The sequence below is a fragment of the Agrobacterium sp. MCAB5 genome (genome assembly GCF_052114365.1).
Lineage (GTDB): Bacteria > Pseudomonadota > Alphaproteobacteria > Rhizobiales > Rhizobiaceae > Agrobacterium > Agrobacterium tumefaciens.
This window is the reverse complement of record NZ_JBFREP010000015.1, coordinates 18,517-38,829: the sequence shown is the minus strand read 5'-3', so window position 1 is coordinate 38,829 and position 20,313 is coordinate 18,517. Positions and strand designations below refer to the sequence as shown.

Below are 20,313 nucleotides of genomic sequence, written 5' to 3'. Positions count from 1 at the left end.
AACTCCGGTAAACGCAACATCCGAAAGTGAAAAAATGCCTCAAACCCTTGCAGCCCAACGAAAAGTCTCCAATCCGTGYRAYGTTCTCGCCCTCTGCTCGCGCGACAATCCCGCGATCCTCACCATCGCCCATCGTGGGTTCTGGACCGCAACCGCTGAAAATTCGCTGGCTTCGGTTCGCGCAGCGGTCGCTGCCGGGGTGGAGATGATCGAGATCGACACGCAGGCGACGGCCGATGGCCGGCTGGTCGTCATTCACGACGAGACGCTCGACCGCACGACGACGGGGCGGGGGACAGTGAGCGAACTGGCCTTTGATGTCGTCCGTGCCGCACGGCTGAAGGCAGGTGCTGGCGGCGATGCAGCCGATGTGACGGAGGAATGCGTACCGACGCTGGAAGAATTGCTGGAAGAGGCGCGTGGCAAAATCACCGTCAATATCGATACCAAGTTCGCCCGTGACCTGCCTCAGGTCATGGAAACCGTACTGCGCCTCGGCGTCGCGGATCAGGTTCTGGTGAAAACCGATATCGATCCTGAAGCCGAGCATTTCGATGTGCTGGATACCGACTGGTTCGGCAAAATCCCGCATATGCCGATGTTTCCRGTGAGAAAGGGCAAGTTTGCCGAGGATCTGCGCCGCATCGAAGCGTTGCGCGCGCCGATGATMGAGGTAAAATTTACCGATATCGCTGATCTGGTCGAAGGCCGCGCCGAAATGGAGCGTCAGAATATCCGCCTCTGGATCAACACGCTCGACGTTTCCCATTGCCTCGATCTCAACGACACGCGCGCACTTTCCGATGCAGAAGGTGTGTGGGGCGCACTGGCGCAGGTCGGCGTCGGTGCAATCCAGACGGATGAAGTCGAGGCCTTCACGGGCTGGCTTAAGGGGGATGCAGGCGAGACGGGCAGGTCATGGACACGATGAACCAGCGCCTCGAGCGTGCAGCCGGCATCATMGAGGAGGCGATGGGTCTTGCCCTTCGCTTTTTCGAAGCGCGCGGCAGCATCGCCACCCGCACCAAGGGTTTTCAGGACTTCGTCTCGGAAGCGGATACCGCGGTTGAAAGGCTGGTGCGCGACCGGCTGGCGGCGGCATTTCCGGGTGAAACCGTTCTCGGCGAGGAGATGGGCGGGATCGCAGATGACGCCTATTGGATCATCGATCCCATCGACGGCACCGCAAACTTCCTTCGCGGCTCACCACTCTGGGGCATCTCGCTGGGCTTCGTGCGCAACGGCKKCCCGGAAATCGGGGTCGTCGCCATGCCAGTCTTCCAGGAGATCTATTCGGCTGCCGAAGGAACAGGGTTGTTGCTGAACGGCAAGCCGCTTGCGCGCGATGTTCCATTTAAGGAAGTGCAGGTGATGTCGCTCGGTGACAGCGCGTCTGCCGATGCCGCGGAGGTGGCGGCGCTCAATGTCGGCTTGAGGCATGCGGGCTGGGTGGTGGAATCCATCCGTTCGACCTCGATTTCACTGGTTTTTGCAGCGCGCGGTATCTTCGATGGCCATCTGCAAAAACTGACGACCATGTGGGACATCGCCGGTGGCGTTGTTCTGGCAAGGGAGGCGGGTCTTGACGTGCGGATTGGAACGCGCGGCGAAACCGGCATTCCCTGGGTTGCCGCCGCAACGCCTGAATTGATGGCCGTGACGGAGACGCTCTGGCCTGAGATCGCGGAATTGGTCCCGGCCGAACTTGCCTGAAATTTCCATAAAAACCGGTGCCGGGTGAGAGATCCATACACCCGGCACCAACCAATGGCTATCGGATCGAAAAGCCTCTGACGACTGGTGGTTATGCCCAACCCTTCAGCGCCCGGCCGGAATAATAGCTGGGCGTTGTGGCGCGGTAGATCGGTATGCTGGCGGCACCGAGATGGGGCAGGTCGCTCATCATCGATTTGCGTATTTCAGGTGGCTCGACGAAAAAGTCTTCGCCGAGCATTTCCAGCGAGCCGATGCGCTGCACGATGTGTTCAAGAACCCAGTCGGGTAGCGATCCGCCAAAAATGATGGCGCCGGGATCCATCGTCCGGGCAACCGTCAGCGCCAGCAGACGAAGCTGGTCGGTCGCCCTTTCCAGCCAGGCAACCACGGCGGGGTGGTCGCAATAGCTTTCATCAATATCYTTCAAACGCCGGATGCCCACTCCGTGGGCGGCCAGCGTGTCGCAAAGGTCCTGTCCAGAGGGACGTGGATGGGATTTGGGAAACAGGCCGCCAAACTCGCCGGCATTGCCGTTCGTGCCGCGATAGAGATGGCGCTGAACCACAACGGCGCCGCCTATGCCGTATGTCAGCCAGATCATCGCAAAATTGCGGATGCTTCGACCCGCTCCGTAATACAGCTCCGAGAGGATGACGGTATTGCCGTCATTTTCGTGAAAGACCGGGAAATCGAAATAGGGCTGGAAGTCCTTGTCCACGTCGATGTCGCGCCAGCTCTCGAATTGCTTGATGCGAAAGACATGGCCTCGATCACGTTTGAAGTGGCCTGGAAAGCTGATGCCGCAGCCAAGCACATCCTTCTTTTTGATCTTTGCCTTTTCAACCACTTGTCGGGCGGCCGTCTCGGCCATCTCCATGATATGCTCGAAACTGTGCCCCTCAAGCTCGGACCTGATTTCCTGCCTGATCGTGCCGTTGAGATCGGCCAGGCAGACACGTAGATCGTCCGGGTTGAAATAGACCCCGAGCGTGAAAAGTCCGTTCGGATTGATCTCGATGGCAGTGGATGGCTTCCCCCGTTTGCCGTCGCTGCGCGCTTCCTCGGCTTCCAGGATCAGGCCGGATTCCAGAAGATTGGCCGTCAGGCGGGTGAGGGTCGGTGCGGAAACATCCATCTCGCGCGCCAGTTCGATGCGCGACATGCCTCCCTTGCCGCGCAGGATTTCGAGCAGACGCCGTTCATTGTAGCCGAGGTCGATCAACCAAGTCTCCCACGAGAAGTTAAGTCGGATGATTAGCGCAATTTCAGTGGCTGTGCACCTTGTTTTCCGGAACGTCCTGACTTTTCAGGTTCGAAGATTAAGCGCGGCTGTCTTCAAATGTTGAGTTTTTTCAGACGGATATTGGATTTTTGTATTCAAGATAAATTGCAGCTTGACTAATTAATTTACGTAAAGAAAATAAATACCAGACGGCGGGTAGCGACACGCAAAATCAATAAGAAATTATGTCGTACTGCCTGGCCAGTCAGGGAACAAAAAAACGGAGCACCCTTTATGCGTCAATCATGCACTATTTTCGCGCGCCTTGTTGYTGGCGCAACTTTCCTTGCCAGTGCGGCTTTCGCCCATGCGGAAGGTACCGTCGTGGTCTATTCGGCAGCGCCGCAGCAGCTCATGGATGAGTTGCTGCCTATGTTTGAAAAGAAGACCGGCACCAAGGTCGAGCTTGTCAAAGCCGGGTCCGGCGAGCTGATGAACCGCATCAAGGCGGAAAGCGGCAAGGCGGCGGGCGAYGTGATCTGGAGCGTTGATGGCACCGTCATCGACTTTTCCGCCGACCTCTTCGAACCTTACAAGCCTGTCGAGGCAGCATCGATCAACCCTGCCTTTTCGCCGAGCACCAACTGGGTTCCTTTTACCGCAGTCGTTACTGCCTTCATCGTCAACAAGGAAGCGCTGAAAGGCGCGCCGGTTCCGACATCCTGGGCCGATCTTGCCAAGCCTGAATACAAGGGTCTGATTTCCTCGGCCCGTGCCGATCAGTCCGGCTCCGCCTATATCCAGATGGCGACGGTTTTGCAGGATTTCGACAGTGAGGAGAAGGGCTGGGAAGTCTATACCGGCATTCTCGGCAACTCCGTTCTTTCCACCTCTTCAGGCGCTGTTCCGCGTTTCGTCAATGATGGCGAGCAGGCGGTMGGTATCACGCTCGAAGACGCCGCCCTGCGCTACAAGCTTGGCAGCGCCCCGGTAGAGATCGTYTATCCGAAAGAAGGCACGGCAATCGCGCCTGACGGCATGGCGCTCGTCAAGGGTGCGCCGAACGCCGAAAACGGCAAGGCCTTCATCGATTTCATCGTCTCCAAGGAAGCGCAGGAAGTCGTGGTGAAAGCCGGTCGTCGCTCTGTCAGAACCGATGTTCCTGCCAATTCGGCGCTCGTTCCGCTGTCCGATGTTCCGGATGCGAAATACGACTTCAAGTGGGCTGCGGACAACCGCTCGCGTCTGATGGAAAAGTGGAACGAGATCCTGCTCGACGTCCAGTAAGAACATTGCCGGGGGCGGCGCGTCAGGCAGCCGTCCCCTGCTTACCTCTTTCACAACAGCATTTCGTTCCGTCCACCGTGGTCGCGTGCCGCGCAGGATATGTCATGGAGCAGCACATGGCCGCCGTAGAAATTACCAGCATCAAGAAAAGTTACCGGGATGTCGTTGCCCTCTCCGACATCAACATCTCCATTCCCTCCGGATCGTTTTTTACGCTTCTTGGACCCAGCGGTTGTGGCAAGACGACCCTTTTGCGCACGATTGCCGGTTTTCACCAGCAGGATAGCGGCAGCATCAGCATCGAAAGACAGGCGATCGAACATGTGCCCGCCCACAAGCGCGATGTCGGCATGGTCTTTCAGGATTATGCGGTGTTTCCGCATATTTCGGTATTTGACAACATTGCCTTCGGTCTGAAACAGCGCAAGGCGTCTTCAGCCGAGATCCGCGAACGGGTCRGCAAGATTCTCGATGTCGTGCAGCTCGCTCCCTATGCCAAGCGTATGCCTCACGAACTCTCCGGCGGCCAGCAGCAGCGTGTGGGTCTTGCACGCGCACTCGTCATCAACCCGAAAGTGCTGTTGATGGACGAGCCGCTGTCCAACCTCGACGCCAAACTTCGCGTGGACCTGCGCCGGGAACTGCGTGAAATCCAGCAGGCCATGAACATCACCACGGTCTATGTCACGCATGATCAGGAAGAGGCGCTTGCCATGTCCGATCTGGTTTGCGTCATGTATGGCGGCGTCATTCAGCAGGCTGCACCACCCTGGGAAGTCTACAACAATCCCGCCAACCGCTTCGTCGCGTCGTTCGTGGGCGCAAACAACTTCCTGACGCTTGATCGTGCAGGCGGGCAGACATCCATTTCCGGCCACAAGGTCGCATTGCCGCAGGCGGATGCGATTTCCCCGCAACGGAAGATCGTCGCCGCCATCCGCCCGGAGGCGATTTCTGTCGGTCCTGCCGCGATCGATGGTGACGAGCGCATCGAACTGCCCGTGACCATAAGACTGGTCAGCTTCACGGGGCGTGAGATGAACGTTGCAGCCGTTCTCTCGTCGGGCGAGGAAATCGAGGCGATCACCAAGCCATCGCCTGAGATCATTGCACTGCAGCCCAACCAGAAGACCACTTTCTCCTGGCGCGCGGCCGATGCGAAGCTGTTCGGCGAGGGCGTAACCGGGGAGCGCCTGTCATGACGGATATGACTGCGACTGCAACTCCCGGCGGTTTCCGCCTGCGACTGCCAGGTTTTTGGACAAGCGTGACGGTATTTGCCGTCATCCTGCTGGCGATCTTCCTGATCCTGCCGATTTTCAGCGTCTTCTTCATMAGTTTCTTCGATGCCAAAACCGGKGCSTTCGGTCTCAGCAACTAYGCGGAAGTGTTCACGCGACGWTTTTACACCGTCGCACTCTGGAATACGCTTCTGATCGGCGTGCTGGGCATGCTGGGCGCCTGCCTTCTCGGTATTCCGCTTGCCTTTTGCACGTCCCGTTACCGCATCAAGGGGCGCACTTTCATTGCSACTTTCGCGGTTCTGGTTCTGTGCGCACCGCCRTTCATTGGTGCTTACGCCTGGATTATGCTGTTCGGTGCCAAYGGTGCTGTCACCAATCTCTTGTCCTTCGCCGGCATTTCATTGCCGACGATCTACGGRATCCCGGGCATCGTGATGGTCTTCAGCCTGAAGTTCTTTCCYTACATCTTCCTGATGACGGAGAACGCGCTGAACACCATCAACAAGTCCTATGAGGACGCGGCGGAAAATCTCGGCTGCACGGCGTTCGAGCGTTTCCGCAAGATCACCTTGCCGCTGGTCTTTCCGGCAGTCAGCACCGGCGCGATCATCTGCTTCGTGCTGTCCATCGCCGACTTCGGAACGCCTGCAATCCTCGGCAAGGGCATCAGAACGCTTTCGACAATCGCCTATGCGCAATACACCTCCGAAATGGCCGGTACGCCGACCATGGCGGTGACGATTTCCATGGTGATGATTGCAATTTCGATGGCGGCACTTCTGTTGCAGCGGCACATTCTTGCCAAGCGCCGTTACGCCAGTTCACTGACCAACAGGCCGGTAAAGCAGTCCATGCGCCCGTTGAAGTCGTTCATCGTGCACGGCTTCTGCTATCTGGTCGTCTTCATCGCCATGCTGCCGTCGCTCACGGTCATCTRCACCTCGTTCCTCGCAACCAGCGGTCCCGTCTTTACCGGCGGCTTCGGGTTRGACAGCTATGCCCGTATCCTTCGTGATTCACCGCAGGCGATTGCCAACAGTTTCACGTTTGCACTGGCTGCCGTGGTACTGATTGCGATCGTTTCCGGCCTGCTGTCCTTCATCGTGGTGCGACGCGACAATGCGGTCTCCGGCTCGCTCGATCTCCTGCTGATGGTGCCTTACCTCATTCCCGGCGTTGTCATGGCGATCGGCTACGTTACGACGTTCCGCTATCCACCCTTTGATATCACGGGGACGGCGCTCATCATCATCGTCCTGGTGTTTATCCGCCGGCTGCCCTACGGCGTCCGCTCCACGACATCGATCCTCAGGCAGATCAAACCGTCCATCGAGGAGGCTGCGGTCAATCTCGGGGCTTCGCCGGCAAAGACCTTCGTGTCGGTGACGGTGCCGCTGATGCTGCCMGGTCTCATCATCGGTTCGCTGATGAGCTTCATAACGGCTATCAACGAGCTGTCCTCGACGCTGATCCTCTACACGGCACGAACGATCACCATGCCGGTTCTCATCTATGTTCAGGTGATTGACGGCGAGTTTGGCACGGCTGCGGCGCTTTCAACCGTCCTTCTGGTCAGCACCGGACTTTGCGTCTTCATCGTGTTCCGCCTCTCGGAAGACAAAGAAGCCTCTTTCGTCTGAAACCATAYCAKCCCTCACCAAAMGMCTGCAGGAGCGGCGACATACGTGTCGCCGCCAGCCTCCCTCTGCCCAGCCTCCCTCTGCAAGGAATACACGACGATGAATATCGCGAGCTTTTCGCAATCGAAATACAAGAACGCCGCRACGCCCGGGGACGATGTSGCGCTGATCATACCGGGACGGGTTCTGGCCGTTTTTGACGGTGCGACCGACCCGACCGGTGCAAGTTACGGCGGCTTGAGCTCGGGCCGTATCGCAGCACTTGCTGCCGCAAATGCCGTGGCGAAAATGGGCCTCGATGGCACACTGGAAACAATTGCCGCGCSSAAGCTYTTYCAGAACATCAGCGATATCTTGAAGCAGGAGGCCGAGCGCATCAATGCCAGCCATCCACCGTCGACAACCCTGGCAATCGTTGCCGACCTGGGAGACAGTTTCCGCCTGCTTCTGGCWGGCGATTCCGGTGTGCGTATCAACGGCTCCCGGTTGCTGCAGCATGCCAAGCTTATAGACAAGGTAAGTACATCGGCGCGCATCCTTGTCTTCAAACAGCTTTTTGCCGCTCTGAGGGATGGTGATGCAGCCGAGGCACGCACGCGTGCGACCATCTTTTCCGGCCTGCGTTCCGCTGTCRAAAACGGCATCATGACTGCGCAGGAGGCGGAGAATGTTGTCATTGCCGCAGCCCGCATGAGCGGTCTTGAGAGCGATATCGAAGCGGTCGAGGAATTCCTGATGGGAGGAATTCGCGTCCAGCCGCAATTCGCAAACAGGCAGGGACACGTACTGGGATACGCCTCGGTCAATGGCGGAACGGTCATAGAAGAGGGGACGGTCGATCTTAGCATCGCCAAGGACACGCTTGTGAGCCTTGAAATCTTTTCCGACGGCTATCTGTCTCTGCCGGCTGGAACCGATGTCGCTGACTGGGAAGCGGAATTTGACCGCGTCGAGGCGGCAGATTTTCACAAACTCGCCGACTATCCTTCGGTAAAAGGCTCGACAAGCACCGAATTCAGCGACGACAGGACGGTCGTCTGCCTGAATGGCTGGTAAGGGCAGGGTGCGGCGCCGTCGCCGCGGCACTCTCAAAGTCCGAGGAATTTGAAAGGCTTGCTGTCTTTCAGCCTGTCGTTCGCCATGCCGGAGTAGATGTGGATCTGATTTGGCCCCAGGTCGAGTTTCTTCACGGAGCCTGTTTCTTTCGAGACGTCGAGCTTAGTCATGTCTATCCAGAAGATGTTCGGCGTCAAAGCGGATTCGAAGAAATAGAGCTTTCGCTTGTGGTCGATCACCGTGCGCCAGCGCGTTGAAGAAATGTTCGGCTGGTCGGGGGTGGTTATGCCATAGGGCACCGAGACGTTGCGGATGACGCTGAACACGCTGGCGATTGCCTCGACCGGGTCTTCGCTTTTGGGGATTGCATTGGCGTAAAACGCTGCGCGGGCAAATCGGTCCGATGCCCGGTTCGTGCCGGGAAGCATCACCGTGCCCCCGATTTGCGTCCAGTATTCGTTGAGGGCCAGCTGTTTGTCGAAAGTCGGGGAATTGGTCATCACCTGGTATTTGCGGCTGTGGTGAATGACCTGTTTGCCATCGATATATTCAACGATTGCGCTGTCGCCGCTSGCATCCGACAGCGATAGATGCAGCGTTGCGAGACGTTCTTCCCCCGGCACACTGTCCGTCACCACCGTGAAGGGGTTCTTCTCGAGTGCGTTGACGGCCTCGCCGACCGTGGCGAAATTGTCGAGTACATATTGCGCCCATGCCGCAATGGACAGTCCCGGAGACTTGCCATCATAGGCTGGGTAACTCGACTCGACCAGCCAGAGCACGTTGGCGGCAAGGCCAGCTTCGTTCATGCCATCCGTGGTGGAAATATCGTAGCCCGAGGCAATGACGCTGCCGTATTTCGAGGTCCATTTGACCGAGTTCGGCCCGGCCTCGCCAGACCGCTCCATTCCGCGCGGAAAGACCCAGATATTCGTGCCAACATCTGTTTTCCAGTCCATGGAGCGGGCAGTCATGACCTGGTCGTTTTCACCCAGATAAACGAACCGTGTGCAGGCTTCAGCCACCGATGTCGCAAGCGTGGCAATGGAAAAAACGGTGGCGGTGCAGGCAGACAAAAAAGGAATGGTCTTCGGTCGCATGGTGCATCCTCCGGTGCTCGCGGCGCGATTGCAGCGTATGATAGAAAATCGGACTTGTTGCCGGATGTCAAATCGGTTTACCTTCGGTGCCGGACGGRGGGTAAGCCTTTGCTAAAATTATCTATTTTTTCGACCGTTATGGTTTTTTCCGCAAGCTTGGCCTTAGGTGCGGATGCGCAGAGTTTCACTCCCGCGGGAGTTGATCAACCCGATTGGACGCTTCAGGTTACGGGCTATTTGTGGGCAACCGGGTTGAACGGCAACATTTCACCGTTCCGGCGTGCGCCGACSCTTCACGTCGAGAAATCATTTTCYGACGTCATGGATGATCTCAACTTCGGGGGATTTGTTAATATCTGGGGGCGGTACGACCGCTTCGTTCTGTCCGGCGACTTGATGTATGTCTACACGACCGACAGCAAGGCCACCGGCCCGTTGCCGGCCCTGCAAATTCCCGGCTTGCCGACGCTGCCCCCGGGGGCGGCCATCAACGCTGATGTCGATACCCAGGAATTCATGGCAACGCTGCAGGCCGGGTATCGGATCGTGGATACGGAAGGATTCACGCTCGATGCGCTGGCGGGTGCACGCTTCTGGCATATTTCCAACGAGGTCGCGGTTACGGCCAGTCACCCATTGATCGGCAGCGTGTCGGCAACCCAYAAGGAAAACTTCGGCTGGGTGGATCCAGTCATCGGCGCAAGGGTATTTTTTGGCGTGACGGACCGGCTTTCACTTCAGGGKCAGGTCGACATCGGCGGATTTGGCGCAGGATCGGATCTGACATGGTCGGCCCTGGCGACGATGAACTACATCTTTACCGATACACTCTCTGTCTCGGCCGGCTACAAGGTGCTTGATGTCGATTATTCGCATGACGGCTACGTCTTCGATTCGCGGCTGAGTGGCCCTGTTGTCGGGCTGACCTATAGGTTTTGACGGTTTACGCCCGACGCACACCCTGTGCGGTCTACCCGCCTGTGGTTGTGAAGATGCACTTCRCCCGCTGCGTCCGYGCTTTGCACTGATGTTTGTTGGGGCTCGTCCTGATCTCATCCGCGCATGGACCACTGACCGTCCCGCGTGACCTTGACACAGCGACCATGCCGACTAGACGGGGTCTCATGTTCATTKTGGGAGTATAGACATGAAATCGCTGGCAGCCGTTTCGGCTTTCGTGGGAAGAACCTTTGCGGTCTGGGTCATCTTGTTTGCCGTGCTCGGCTTTTATTTTCCAGAAACCTTCAAGCAGATTGCGCCGTGGATCGTTACGCTTCTGTCGATCATCATGTTCGGCATGGGGCTCACACTTTCGGTCGACGATTTTCGTGAAGTCGTGAGGCGCCCTGTTGATGTCACCATCGGGGTGCTCGGCCAGTTCCTCATCATGCCGTTACTTGCGGTGCTGCTGACCCTGCTAATCCCGATGCCACCGGAAGTGGCAGCAGGTGTCATCCTGGTTGGCTGCTGCCCTGGCGGCACATCGTCCAATGTCATGACATATCTTTCGAAGGGCGATGTCGCCCTTTCCGTCGCCTGCACGTCAGTGACGACGCTTGCTGCTCCCTTGGTGACGCCATTCCTCGTGTGGTTGTTCGCCAGCCAGTTCCTGCCTGTCGATGGCTGGGCAATGTTCCTGAGCATCGTCAAGGTCGTTCTGGTGCCGCTGGCACTTGGAGCCGCCTTGCAGAAGCTGTTGCCGAACGTCGTCAAGGCGGCTGTGCCTGCGTTGCCGCTTGTCAGCGTGATCGGTATCGTTCTGATTGTTTCGGCGGTTGTCGGCGCATCGAAAGGTGCGATAGCCCAGTCCGGACTGATGATATTTGCCGTCGTGGTTCTCCATAACGGTCTTGGATATCTGCTTGGCTATTTTGCGGCGAAGGCGACGGGTCTCTCCCTCGCCAAGCGCAAGGCAATCGCCATCGAGGTGGGAATGCAGAACTCCGGTCTCGGTGCCGCTCTTGCGACGGCATATTTCTCGCCTCTCGCAGCTGTGCCCAGCGCCATCTTCAGCGTCTGGCACAATATCTCCGGCGCGTTGCTGGCCAACTGGTTTTCGGGCCGGGTGGACACGACGGCGACGACGAAAGCCGGATAGGATCGCCGGACGAAGATTGGCCGACGGGGGATGTGAAGCAGCCCGAAGAGGTTCTTCGGGATATGACGCTGCAGGTCCGCAACGCCTCGACCAAAATCGCCATCGACGCGGAAGCACTATCCGCGTCGATGGCCGAAGGCGACGATCAAGAGCATGAAAGTGTGAAAGCCCCGACCGGTTTCATATCGATATAGGTGTCGGCGGCAAGGTCGCTTGTTATCGCCCCACAAAGGCTGCCGGTGGTGACGATCTGTCCGCGCTTCAGCGTTCCATCCCTGTTGAGGGGGGAATTGGCGAAAGCGATAAGCGGGGCGAGTGGGTCGGTATTAGGGTGTTTCACCACCGCATCGAAACGGATATCTGTGCCTTCGGTCACCGTCAGATGCGGCAGATCGCCGGTATTGTCGGCAAAGGTATCAACGATTGCCGCGTCGATTTCCGGCCCGAGAACAAACCCGCGATTGGCAAGGCGATCCGCCAGAAAAAGCGGGAAGGGGACTTGGTTCTTCTCCACCAGCCGGTAGCCGAGCAGCTCGACTCCGAGGTGAACGGCGTCGATATGCTTTAATATATCGGCTCTGCTGAACGGGGACGTCGTTGGGGCAGGAATATCGGAGGCGAGGGTGAAGCAGATTTCTACTTCGATGCCTTCGATGTCCGCTCCCGAAAAAGACGCGACGTTATCCTCATCGACGCCATAACAATCGACCATCGGCGCAGCAACCGCGTTCCCGTCCGGCCGGATCGCCAGCTTCCAGCCYCCCACCGTTTTGCCTGAAGCTTCAACGAAAGCGCGTTGAACGGCCATGGCTTCCTCAAGGCCGTCTGGAACGAGGCCATCCACCTCGATTGACGCTAGCGGAATTTTGCTGCTGTTCAGGCCTGCTTTCAGAAGGCGCTGGGCCAGTTTTTCGATCGCCGTCATTCCAGTCATCATCCCTCATTCTGTCTATTGGCCGAATGCTGTCACGATTTGGCGCTGCTTGCCAAGGCCATCAATGCCAAGTTCGACAACATCTCCTGCTTTCAGGAAGACCGGCGGCTTACTTCCATGGCCGACGCGTGGYGGCATGCCGGTTGTGACGACGTCACCGGGCATGAGCCGCATCGAGCCAGAGCACTAGGTTTTGTAGATCGTCGATTTGGTCCGGGTTCACAAGCCATGGGTCGAGCGGGCTCAAGCTTTGGCCGAAGAGGAGCGGCAATCGTGGTTGCCATCCGTCAGGGGAAGGAAGTCGTCGGCACCATGAGCGTTGCCGCGCCGCTAATAGGGTTGAGCGATGAACGCGTGGCAGATTCTGCCGCTCCTGGTGAGGGCAAGCGAGCGATATGGATATCGCCTTGTAATCGGCATAACCGGCCGAAGGTATCTGACGTAACAGGCAAGCTTAATAAGGATCGGGCGGCAATGCCGCCCGATAATTGTTTGACTTAGGCTACGTCCGCATCGAACTGGATGCTGTGCAAGCGCTTGTAGAGACCATCCGTTGCGAGYARCTCGCGACGGCTTCCCTGCTCCACAACCTGACCATTATCCATGACGACAATCTTGTCGGCCCGGTTGATCGTGGAGAGCCGGTGGGCAATGACAATCGACGTCTTGTTAAACGTCAACCGCTCAAGCGCGTCCCGAACAAGCGCCTCGGATTCGGAATCGAGCGCGCTCGTWGCTTCGTCGAGGATCAATATGTCCGCATCTCTCAGCATGGCGCGGGCGATGGCAACACGCTGACGCTGGCCACCGGACAGACCGGARCCGTTTTCGCCAAGCTTGCTKTCATAACCATCAGGCATGCTCATGATGAAATCATGTGCGTTKGCCGCTTTGGCCGCAGCGATGATTTCCTCATCGGTAGCGTTGTCACGACCGACAGAAATGTTGTGCTTCACCGTTCCCGAGAAGAGGAAGGTTTCCTGACCCACGTAAGAAACATGCTCGCGCAAGCTTGCGAAGGACACATCGCGCAAATCCATTCCGTTGATCTCGACCGAACCGCTTTGCGGATCATAAAGACGCATCATGAGGTTGATGATCGTCGACTTGCCGCTGCCGGAAGGCCCGACCAGCGCAGTCATCTTGCCACCCTCGAAGAGGACACTGACGTCCTTCAGAACCGGCTGGTTAGCAACATACTCGAAGCTGACGTTCTTGAGTTCCACATTGCCGCTTGCCTTGGGGAGCGGCTGGGCATCCTTCTTTTCGGCAAGTGTCAACGGAGCGTCCAGAACCTCGAACATCATACGCACGCCGATCATACCGCCCTCGATCTGGACACGCATGCGAGCGAGACGCTTGGCTGGCTCATAGGCGAGAAGCAGGGCAGTAATGAAGGCCATCAGGTCGCCCGGCGAACCACCTTTTTCAAGAACGGTGTAACCGGATACGGCGATGACAGCGGCAATGGCGAGACCGGACAGCGTCTCCATGATCGGGCTTGTTGCCGCTTCAAGCTTCGCAATGCCATTGGCGCGTTGCTCGACATCGGATACCGCCTTGTTCATGCGCTGGCGCATCAGATTTTCGAGAGAGAACGCCTTGATGACGCGTACGCCGATGCTGGTTTCCTGCACGACGTTGACGATTTCTCCGAGTGAAGCAAGTTCCGCTTCCATGATCTTGCGAACACGACGCAGAACGAGACGAACGCTGAAGATCGCCAAAGGACCGATAATCATGGAAATCGCGCTCAGAAGGAAATTCTGGGCGAACATCACGATAATCAGGCCAAGGAGTGAAAAGAGGTCACGGACGAAAGACGTTACGATCGTGTCTATGACGCTTCGGGCCGCTTGTGCATTGTAGGTGACGCGCACAAGCAATTCGGAGGACGGCAGGTTCTGAAAAAAGGAGACTCCCTGTTTCAATAACCGGTCATAGATTTTTCGCTGTTGCTCGGCAACAATGCTGTTGCCCGCTTTGCTGAGGTAGTAGCTCTGTACAAAGGTGGCGAAGCCTTTAACGATGAAAATGGCTGCAACTGCAAACGCGATCTCAAGGACAACGTCGAAACCCTGCTTCAGATAAACACTGTTGACGATATCACGCATGATCCACGCGCTGAGAGAGGTCGTACCTGCGACGATAAGCATTGCCGCAATCGCCGCAGAATACCAGCCAACGTGTTTTTTGAAGTTTTCCTTAAAGAGCCGCGCTAGCAGCTTTTTGTCGTCTGGCGACAAAAACGATCCGATCACTGCAATATCCTTGCGAATTCAAGATAAATAACGTTCCGAGATAAGACCTGCTCACCGCCCCATGGCAAAGGTAATTGTCGTGTCACCTAGTCAGCATGTCACTTGTATTCACCTTGCTACACTGGTCAATCCACGTTGCGCTTACTTAAGTCGACCGCTACTTAGGGATATCCGGCGCGCGAACCCAGATATTCCGGTAACGATTTGCGCATGTCAGGACGAGACGCTTCTGTCCAGCGCTATATGTGGCCCGCATTAGCTGCTAGCAAATAGTCTCCCGCATTCTGTCTGTCAATATCGGCGTTCTGGCCTGGTTCTCCGGAGAGGCGCGATCTGCCTTCTAGTTGAGCGCTCCGAATGAATGGTAATATTAGACGCTCTATTGCGGCAAACGAGACTATCGCAAGAAGGCGATGAGTGCGTCCAACAGCGTGTGGTCAGGTTTGGCGAAGATAACCGCCATCTTCTAAAAAATTACAATCGTGCCGTGACGTCTTCACCAGGTTGGGCGGCTCCTTTCCAGCGGTTCGTGACCGATCCACAGCAAGAGGAGCTGGATTTGCTCGCTGGACTTTCCCATTCGGACACTGCCGGTGTCACCTCGGCGCGACTTGTCCTTACTGTGAGACAGCCCGATAAACATTTGAAAGTCGAAACGACGTATTCGATTAGCCAGAGATGAGGCATTTTTGAAGGTTGCCTTTGACCGATTTAACAAGTCCAGATGGTTGCTTCTCTTGATTTGCAAGACTTCAGTGAAGCACCTCGAATCCAGTTTCACTGGAGCTTCCTGTGTATGCATTCAAGTAAAACGCGCGCTCTAGAGCGTTTCCCTTTCATGTTGGATCATATCCGCAGGAATTGAAGTAGTTCTGAGCTTCTTGCGGTTCGACCATATCAATCAGCTTGCCGATGCGATCCCACAGTCCGGTGACGGTTCTCTCTGCAGCTTTTCGCAGGAGAGCCTTGAGCTTGGAGAAGGCCTTCTCAATGGGGTTGAAGCCCGGGCTGTAGGGCGGAAGGAACATCATTGTCGCGCCGACCGCCTCGATCAGTTCTCTTGCTGCCGGTCGTTTGTGGCTGGACAGATTGTCGAGGATGACAACGTCTCCTGGTTTCAATGTCGGAACCAGAACCTGAGCGACATACGCCTCGAACCACTCACCGTTGATCGGTCCGTCTATGACAAGTGGCGCGACCATTCCCGTGTTGCGGAGGCCCGCAACCAATGTGGTCGTCTTGCGATGACCGTGAGGGAAACCCATCCGCAACCGCTCGCCCCTGCGGCATCGCTCGTGAGTACGGGCCATATTGGTCGCGGTCCAGGTTTCGTCGATGAACACGAGCCGCTCTGGATCGAGATCGAGTTGCTCCTCGAACCAGCATTGCCGCTTTTCCAGCACGTCCGGACGGCTTTGCTCTACCGCGTGGCCAGTCTTTTTTTGCGCGTTTGTTCGTGCCGAACAAGAAAGCGATGCAGCGCCGACTTGCTGATGGAAATGCCTTGGTCAGCCAAGGCTTTGCAAAGCTCGAAAAGGGTGCCGTCACGGTGCTCGCCGAGCCAGGTCATGATCAGATCGGCATGCGCTTCTGTCTTGTGGGAATTGCGATCGCCGCCGAGCGGGCCGGGTCGAACATTTCCCTGCTGGATTTGCAAGTGACGCCAACGGCTCACGCTGGCTGCGCTCACGCCGAAACGCTCGGCAGCCTCTCTATGCGATGCGCCGCCGTTCACGGCAGCGAGCACACGTATGCGAAGATCAACGGAAAGGGCTCTCGACATATCTGCCGACCTCCATCGGCAGATAGTTTGAATCAGAAGGAGACTGATTGGCAAAGCCATCCGATTCAATCAGTCAGGGAAACGCTCTAATTGGGGCGCCCATTACCAACGTTGCCCCGCACAACGATCAGCCCTAGGAGTGCTGTAGTGACAGTTTTTTTGTGCGACCGGCGGGCGGGTGTTATTCAAGGCTGACAGGAGAAGGCGCTACATTTGATCGCAACGGCTGGATCCGCATCGTGCCGCGGTCTCTTGGAAAAGACGCTGCAACTCTTCCCACGTCTTAACGGCACCTCTGCCACAGCCAAATTGACTACTGCTTCCGTCAATTAGTCAGAAATCACGCTTTGGATTGTACGTACTGCCGGATCATTTGTTTAATGACGGAGCCGGCAGATGTTCTTGACGTCTCCTCGCGAACGAACGATGGCAACGCCTTCAGAGCCTTGGCCTTGTGCAAGTGGCACTAGCGCTGAAAATCCGCTCAAGTTGTCCAAAGGCATTCTCAGTTGTGAGTTTACGTCGTCTCTGGGGGTTCTTAAAGCCTCGACATATTTGGGCTTGCCGTCAGATGCGGCGAGCTGAACATAGACTCGCTCATGAACGCTTTTGTCGCCCTCTGCGGGGATAACCCAGCCGGCCAACTTGGCAACGCGAACACCATTATCGTCAACAATTTCGCTCACGTCGATTGCGCCGTGGCATTCGGTAGAAACGGCGTTTTCGTCGTTGAACGCTGTTCCGGAAAACCCAATTTTACAATCGTTGACGACTGCGGTGTTCCATTGTCTCTGAACAATAAAGTCAGCGAACTCGGCTGGTGCAATACTATTGTTTCCGCAAGATACGAGCGCAGCAACCTTTCCGGCATCCATGTAATGATCCGGATTTGCCAAAACGAGTTGCGTATCGGCAAAGCCATCTTTAATCATGAAAGACTTGCGTTCTGCCATATAAGAAAATGTCGAGCTCCAATCGTTACCCGCCGCGATAAACTGGCGGTCGTCAGGAAGCGCGTTGCGAAGAGACTTCCCTACGGCCACATCTCGATCGTAGCCGTTGAATTCTTGCGAGATCGCTGGATAGTACTTGATGGAGAAATAAATGTAGTTAGACGCGATGATGATAACGACAAGGGTCATAACCTTTTTCGGTGCGAAACCGTACAATGTTCCCAGAGCGACCGCCGCCGCGAACAAGAGAAAAACCAGGTTTGCGGTCTGATAGTAAGTGTGCACTAAATGAAGATTGGGAAACATAAAAAATGGTAAAAAACCAAGCGCCAGCGCTATGCAAAAGAGCACAAGTTCGATCTTTCGTCCCTGCTTAATGCACCATATTGGAAAGTAAACGAACAAGACCAACCCAACGACAGCGCCGAGATTTCCAACGAACATCCTGATCAGGATGACTTTTTCGTAGAGTGCTGGTTCAAATCTTTGAGCGAATGTGCCCCAGTTCCAAGGGCTCAATCGGGCGGATGTAAGATACTTGCCCAATACATTCAGAGACTTTTGATCGTCGGTAAATTTTATCCAGATATAAGCGACTACAACCGGGATTAGAAAGCCGAAAACCGGCACGGCAAGGACTCTCAATTTGAAGAGCGATTTGAATCCCTCGGCCTGACGCAATGTCACGTAAGCATATATTAAGGCCATTACGATTAGCACGGGTAATGCTGTCGTCGATTTCTGCAGCAATGCGAGCGTAGCGCACAACAGCAGAAGCGCGTTGCAGCTAGCGGTAAAGCCCTCACGCACACCAAGCGTAAAATAATATAAAAGTGCGATAGTAAAGAAAAGCGCGGTCGTCTCGATCATGAAAGACCGGCCCCAATACAAATAAACGGGAGAAGATAGTATCAGTGCCGCAAATATGTAGAATGATTCGCGGTTTAGCTTGAGAATCCTGCAGATTCCGGCAATCGGCCAGAGGCACGCCAATAAAAACACGTAGCTTACCAGCCGTCCCACTGCATCAAGTGACAAGTTGAATGTTTTCGCAATACCGGCAACGATACCCTGGTAGAGCGGAAATTCGAACGGGATCGCCCAAGGTCTGCCGCCGACCGGCGTTTGATAAGCGAGGGCGAAGCCCTCTTTTATAAACCAATAAGACGTCAAAGCCGTTTGAGCTTGGCGAAACGCATACATATCGAGCGGCGGCTGATTGACGTAATATATCGTAAAAAAGGCAGACACGCACAGCGTAGCAAATGCTAACAGGGCCAAGCGCGAATTGATGATTGTCATTATGAAACTGCTGCCTTCTGCCTTTAATTTGCTGAGCTATCTCGTTTAGGCTGGAAATTGTCAAGTTGATTAGACCCCGTATGATTGTAGGTGGGGCACGACGCACTTCCCCGAGGCAATGTCACTAGAAAGTCATTCACAGGCGTAATTTTCAATTCAAAAAATGAGCGGATAGCAATAGGTCACTTATTCTCGTATAGGCGATAGCGAACCAAGGAAGTAAGGGCCACTATGAGTTTCCACCTTTCATCAGAAGGACAAAGTTCCTCAGAGAGTGACGCCCTCTCGGAATTACCCATCATTGTTGATTTGGATGGAACGCTTCTTCTGTCGGATACGCTTTATGAAGCTGCGGCGCTCTCGTTATTTCGAAAACCTATGGCATTGATGTCGGCCCTGCCAACTCTTTCGCGTGGTCGCCATGTGCTGAAAGCCACGATTGCCAAACAGGTTGATCTTACTTCACTTGTTTTGCCTTTCCGTGACGATCTTGTAAACTGGTTGCGCCAGAAAGCCGGTGAGGGGCATACTCTGCATTTGTGTTCCGCCGCCGACCAGACGATCGTCGATGTTGTTGCGGCGAAGGTAGGAATATTCAATTCCGCCGTAGGGTCCAGTGAGAGCAACCTGAAAGGTCCGGCCAAAGCAAGCTATCTGGCCTCGCGTTTTCCCGAGGGTTTCATCTATGTGGGCGACAGCGGCGCAGACCTCGCGGTTTGGGCCGCTGCGGATGCGATAGTTTTGGCCGGTGCGAGCGACGGCGTTGCCGCCAAGGCTCGAAAACTCAATAAGCCCGTTGTCGCTGAGTTTTCCAACTCGCCGATCGGCTTGAAAGGGTTTTTGAAGGCGATTCGCGTTCATCACTGGACAAAAAATGTTTTGATTTTCGTTCCGATGATCCTTGCCCACGAGTGGGCAAATGCAGCTTTACTCGTCGAGACGCTCTTGGCATTTCTTTGTCTGCTTGCAGTAACATCCGGTACGTATCTTTTGAACGATATTGCAGATCTGCATGCCGACCGACAGCACTGGTCGAAACGAAACCGCGCTATGGCCAGTGGCCGTTTGTCGATCAGATTTGGCTTCGTACTCGCTCTGGCGCTTATTTTTATCGGTTTTGTCGCTGCAGCGCTGCTTTCATTGCAGTTCGCTTCTGTGCTTTTAGGTTACTTTATCGTCACGGGGGCTTATTCACTTGGGCTAAAACGTATTCCTCTACTCGATACGTTGATAATAGGGATTCTCTTTACATCCCGTGTGGTGATGGGCGCTGTTTTGCTTGAGCACTCGCGTCCGGCTTGGCTGTTGACATTTGCAGTGTTCTTTTTCTTTTCCCTCGCTGTGGCGAAACGACATACCGAGATAGTTCGGGCGTCTACCAGTGGCGCGGCCAGCCTTAAGAGCCGAGGCTATGAAGTGGGAGACGCGCCTCTGACGCTTTCTCTTGGCGTGAGCGCCGCGATGGCTTCGCTTGTCGTTCTCGTTATTTTCATCTTGCTGGAGATGCTGGCGGGCAATGAATATGCGCGTCCCGAATTCCTGTCTGCCATTCCTGTTCTGCTGTCGATATGGCTCGGCCGTATTTGGATATTGGCGCACAGGGGCCGCATGAATGACGACCCCGTCAGTTTCGCCATCAGGGACAATCCGAGTATCGGCCTCGGTGTCGTCATTGCAATCGTTTTTCTGGTCGCGCTATGAGCCGTTTTGCCTCCAC

The 20,313-nt window shown here is 55.8% G+C and carries 15 protein-coding genes and 1 pseudogene; 9 read left to right on the top strand and 7 right to left on the bottom strand.

Annotated elements, in window-relative coordinates; translation table 11 throughout:
• Positions 1-34 precede the first annotated feature (34 nt).
• Together AB4Z23_RS24495 and AB4Z23_RS24490 are read left to right on the top strand one after the other, a co-directional pair.
• On the top strand, positions 35-931 hold the full coding sequence (locus tag AB4Z23_RS24495) for a glycerophosphodiester phosphodiesterase family protein (protein WP_441360900.1): 897 nt from the start codon (positions 35-37) through the stop codon (positions 929-931).
• Positions 919-1,713, top strand: coding sequence for an inositol monophosphatase family protein (locus AB4Z23_RS24490; protein ID WP_441360899.1), 795 nt, complete (start codon positions 919-921; stop codon positions 1,711-1,713). Before AB4Z23_RS24495 ends, AB4Z23_RS24490 begins: the two co-directional genes overlap by 13 nt.
• A gap of 91 nt (positions 1,714-1,804) precedes the next feature.
• Here AB4Z23_RS24490 and AB4Z23_RS24485 read toward each other — a convergent pair whose 3' ends face one another.
• Positions 1,805-2,938, bottom strand: coding sequence for an ROK family transcriptional regulator (locus tag AB4Z23_RS24485; RefSeq protein ID WP_004431088.1), 1,134 nt, complete (start codon positions 2,936-2,938; stop codon positions 1,805-1,807).
• 294 nt (positions 2,939-3,232) lie between these two features.
• Between AB4Z23_RS24485 and AB4Z23_RS24480 the strand changes: the two genes are divergently transcribed.
• From AB4Z23_RS24480 to AB4Z23_RS24465, 4 genes are all read left to right on the top strand, one after another.
• Positions 3,233-4,225, top strand: a complete 993-nt coding sequence (locus AB4Z23_RS24480) for an ABC transporter substrate-binding protein (RefSeq protein ID WP_441360898.1) — start codon at positions 3,233-3,235, stop codon at positions 4,223-4,225.
• 116 nt (positions 4,226-4,341) lie between these two features.
• The gene (locus tag AB4Z23_RS24475; protein ID WP_441360897.1) at positions 4,342-5,427 is read left to right on the top strand and encodes an ABC transporter ATP-binding protein; all 1,086 of its coding nucleotides are present in this window, start codon (positions 4,342-4,344) and stop codon (positions 5,425-5,427) included.
• Positions 5,424-7,109 carry an ABC transporter permease gene (locus tag AB4Z23_RS24470; RefSeq protein ID WP_441360896.1) on the top strand — a complete coding sequence of 562 codons (1,686 nt, stop codon included), beginning with the start codon at positions 5,424-5,426 and terminating at the stop codon, positions 7,107-7,109. The genes AB4Z23_RS24475 and AB4Z23_RS24470 overlap by 4 nt, the downstream gene beginning before the upstream one ends.
• Positions 7,110-7,208: 99 nt before the next feature.
• The gene (locus AB4Z23_RS24465) at positions 7,209-8,165 is read left to right on the top strand and encodes a hypothetical protein (protein ID WP_441360895.1); all 957 of its coding nucleotides are present in this window, start codon (positions 7,209-7,211) and stop codon (positions 8,163-8,165) included.
• Between the two features lie 32 nt (positions 8,166-8,197).
• On the opposite strand, the gene AB4Z23_RS24460 is transcribed toward AB4Z23_RS24465, so the two are convergent.
• Positions 8,198-9,265 carry a linear amide C-N hydrolase gene (locus AB4Z23_RS24460; RefSeq protein ID WP_025594990.1) on the bottom strand — a complete coding sequence of 356 codons (1,068 nt, stop codon included), beginning with the start codon at positions 9,263-9,265 and terminating at the stop codon, positions 8,198-8,200.
• A gap of 138 nt (positions 9,266-9,403) precedes the next feature.
• Between AB4Z23_RS24460 and AB4Z23_RS24455 the strand changes: the two genes are divergently transcribed.
• Positions 9,404-10,204, top strand: a complete 801-nt coding sequence (locus AB4Z23_RS24455) for a hypothetical protein (protein ID WP_441360930.1) — start codon at positions 9,404-9,406, stop codon at positions 10,202-10,204.
• A 208-nt stretch (positions 10,205-10,412) separates the two neighbouring features.
• The gene (locus tag AB4Z23_RS24450) at positions 10,413-11,363 is read left to right on the top strand and encodes a bile acid:sodium symporter family protein (protein WP_004431095.1); all 951 of its coding nucleotides are present in this window, start codon (positions 10,413-10,415) and stop codon (positions 11,361-11,363) included.
• 145 nt (positions 11,364-11,508) lie between these two features.
• Here AB4Z23_RS24450 and AB4Z23_RS24445 read toward each other — a convergent pair whose 3' ends face one another.
• The 5 genes and pseudogenes from AB4Z23_RS24445 to AB4Z23_RS24425 all read right to left on the bottom strand — a co-directional run bounded on the left by AB4Z23_RS24445 (position 11,509) and on the right by AB4Z23_RS24425 (position 18,596).
• On the bottom strand, positions 11,509-12,288 hold the full coding sequence (locus tag AB4Z23_RS24445; protein WP_441360894.1) for a 2-keto-4-pentenoate hydratase: 780 nt from the start codon (positions 12,286-12,288) through the stop codon (positions 11,509-11,511).
• Positions 12,289-12,312: 24 nt separating this feature from the next.
• Positions 12,313-12,547, bottom strand: a pseudogene (locus AB4Z23_RS24440) (fumarylacetoacetate hydrolase family protein); the annotation flags it as partial.
• Between the two features lie 247 nt (positions 12,548-12,794).
• Complete coding sequence (locus AB4Z23_RS24435; protein ID WP_441360893.1) at positions 12,795-14,558, bottom strand: ABC transporter ATP-binding protein; 1,764 nt, start codon at positions 14,556-14,558, stop codon at positions 12,795-12,797.
• 836 nt (positions 14,559-15,394) lie between these two features.
• A protein-coding gene (locus tag AB4Z23_RS24430) for an IS630 family transposase (RefSeq protein ID WP_441360929.1) occupies positions 15,395-16,341 on the bottom strand; the annotation gives its coding sequence in 2 pieces (ribosomal slippage) (positions 15,395-16,002 and positions 16,002-16,341; 948 coding nt in all).
• Positions 16,342-16,718: 377 nt separating this feature from the next.
• Positions 16,719-18,596 (bottom strand): hypothetical protein, encoded by a 1,878-nt coding sequence (locus AB4Z23_RS24425; RefSeq protein ID WP_174004430.1) that lies wholly within the window; start codon positions 18,594-18,596, stop codon positions 16,719-16,721.
• 231 nt (positions 18,597-18,827) lie between these two features.
• Between AB4Z23_RS24425 and AB4Z23_RS24420 the strand changes: the two genes are divergently transcribed.
• Positions 18,828-20,297, top strand: coding sequence for a UbiA family prenyltransferase (locus AB4Z23_RS24420; protein WP_441360892.1), 1,470 nt, complete (start codon positions 18,828-18,830; stop codon positions 20,295-20,297).
• The last annotated feature ends 16 nt before the right edge of the window (positions 20,298-20,313 follow it).

What these genes read in the sequence shown, in the direction of transcription:
- AB4Z23_RS24420 (WP_441360892.1), top strand. Translation starts at nt 18,828, where the DNA reads ATGAGTTTCCACCTTTCATCAGAAGGACAAAGTTCCTCAGAGAGTGAC.
- AB4Z23_RS24425 (WP_174004430.1), bottom strand. Translation starts at nt 18,596, where the DNA reads ATGACAATCATCAATTCGCGCTTGGCCCTGTTAGCATTTGCTACGCTG.
- AB4Z23_RS24450 (WP_004431095.1), top strand. Translation starts at nt 10,413, where the DNA reads ATGAAATCGCTGGCAGCCGTTTCGGCTTTCGTGGGAAGAACCTTTGCG.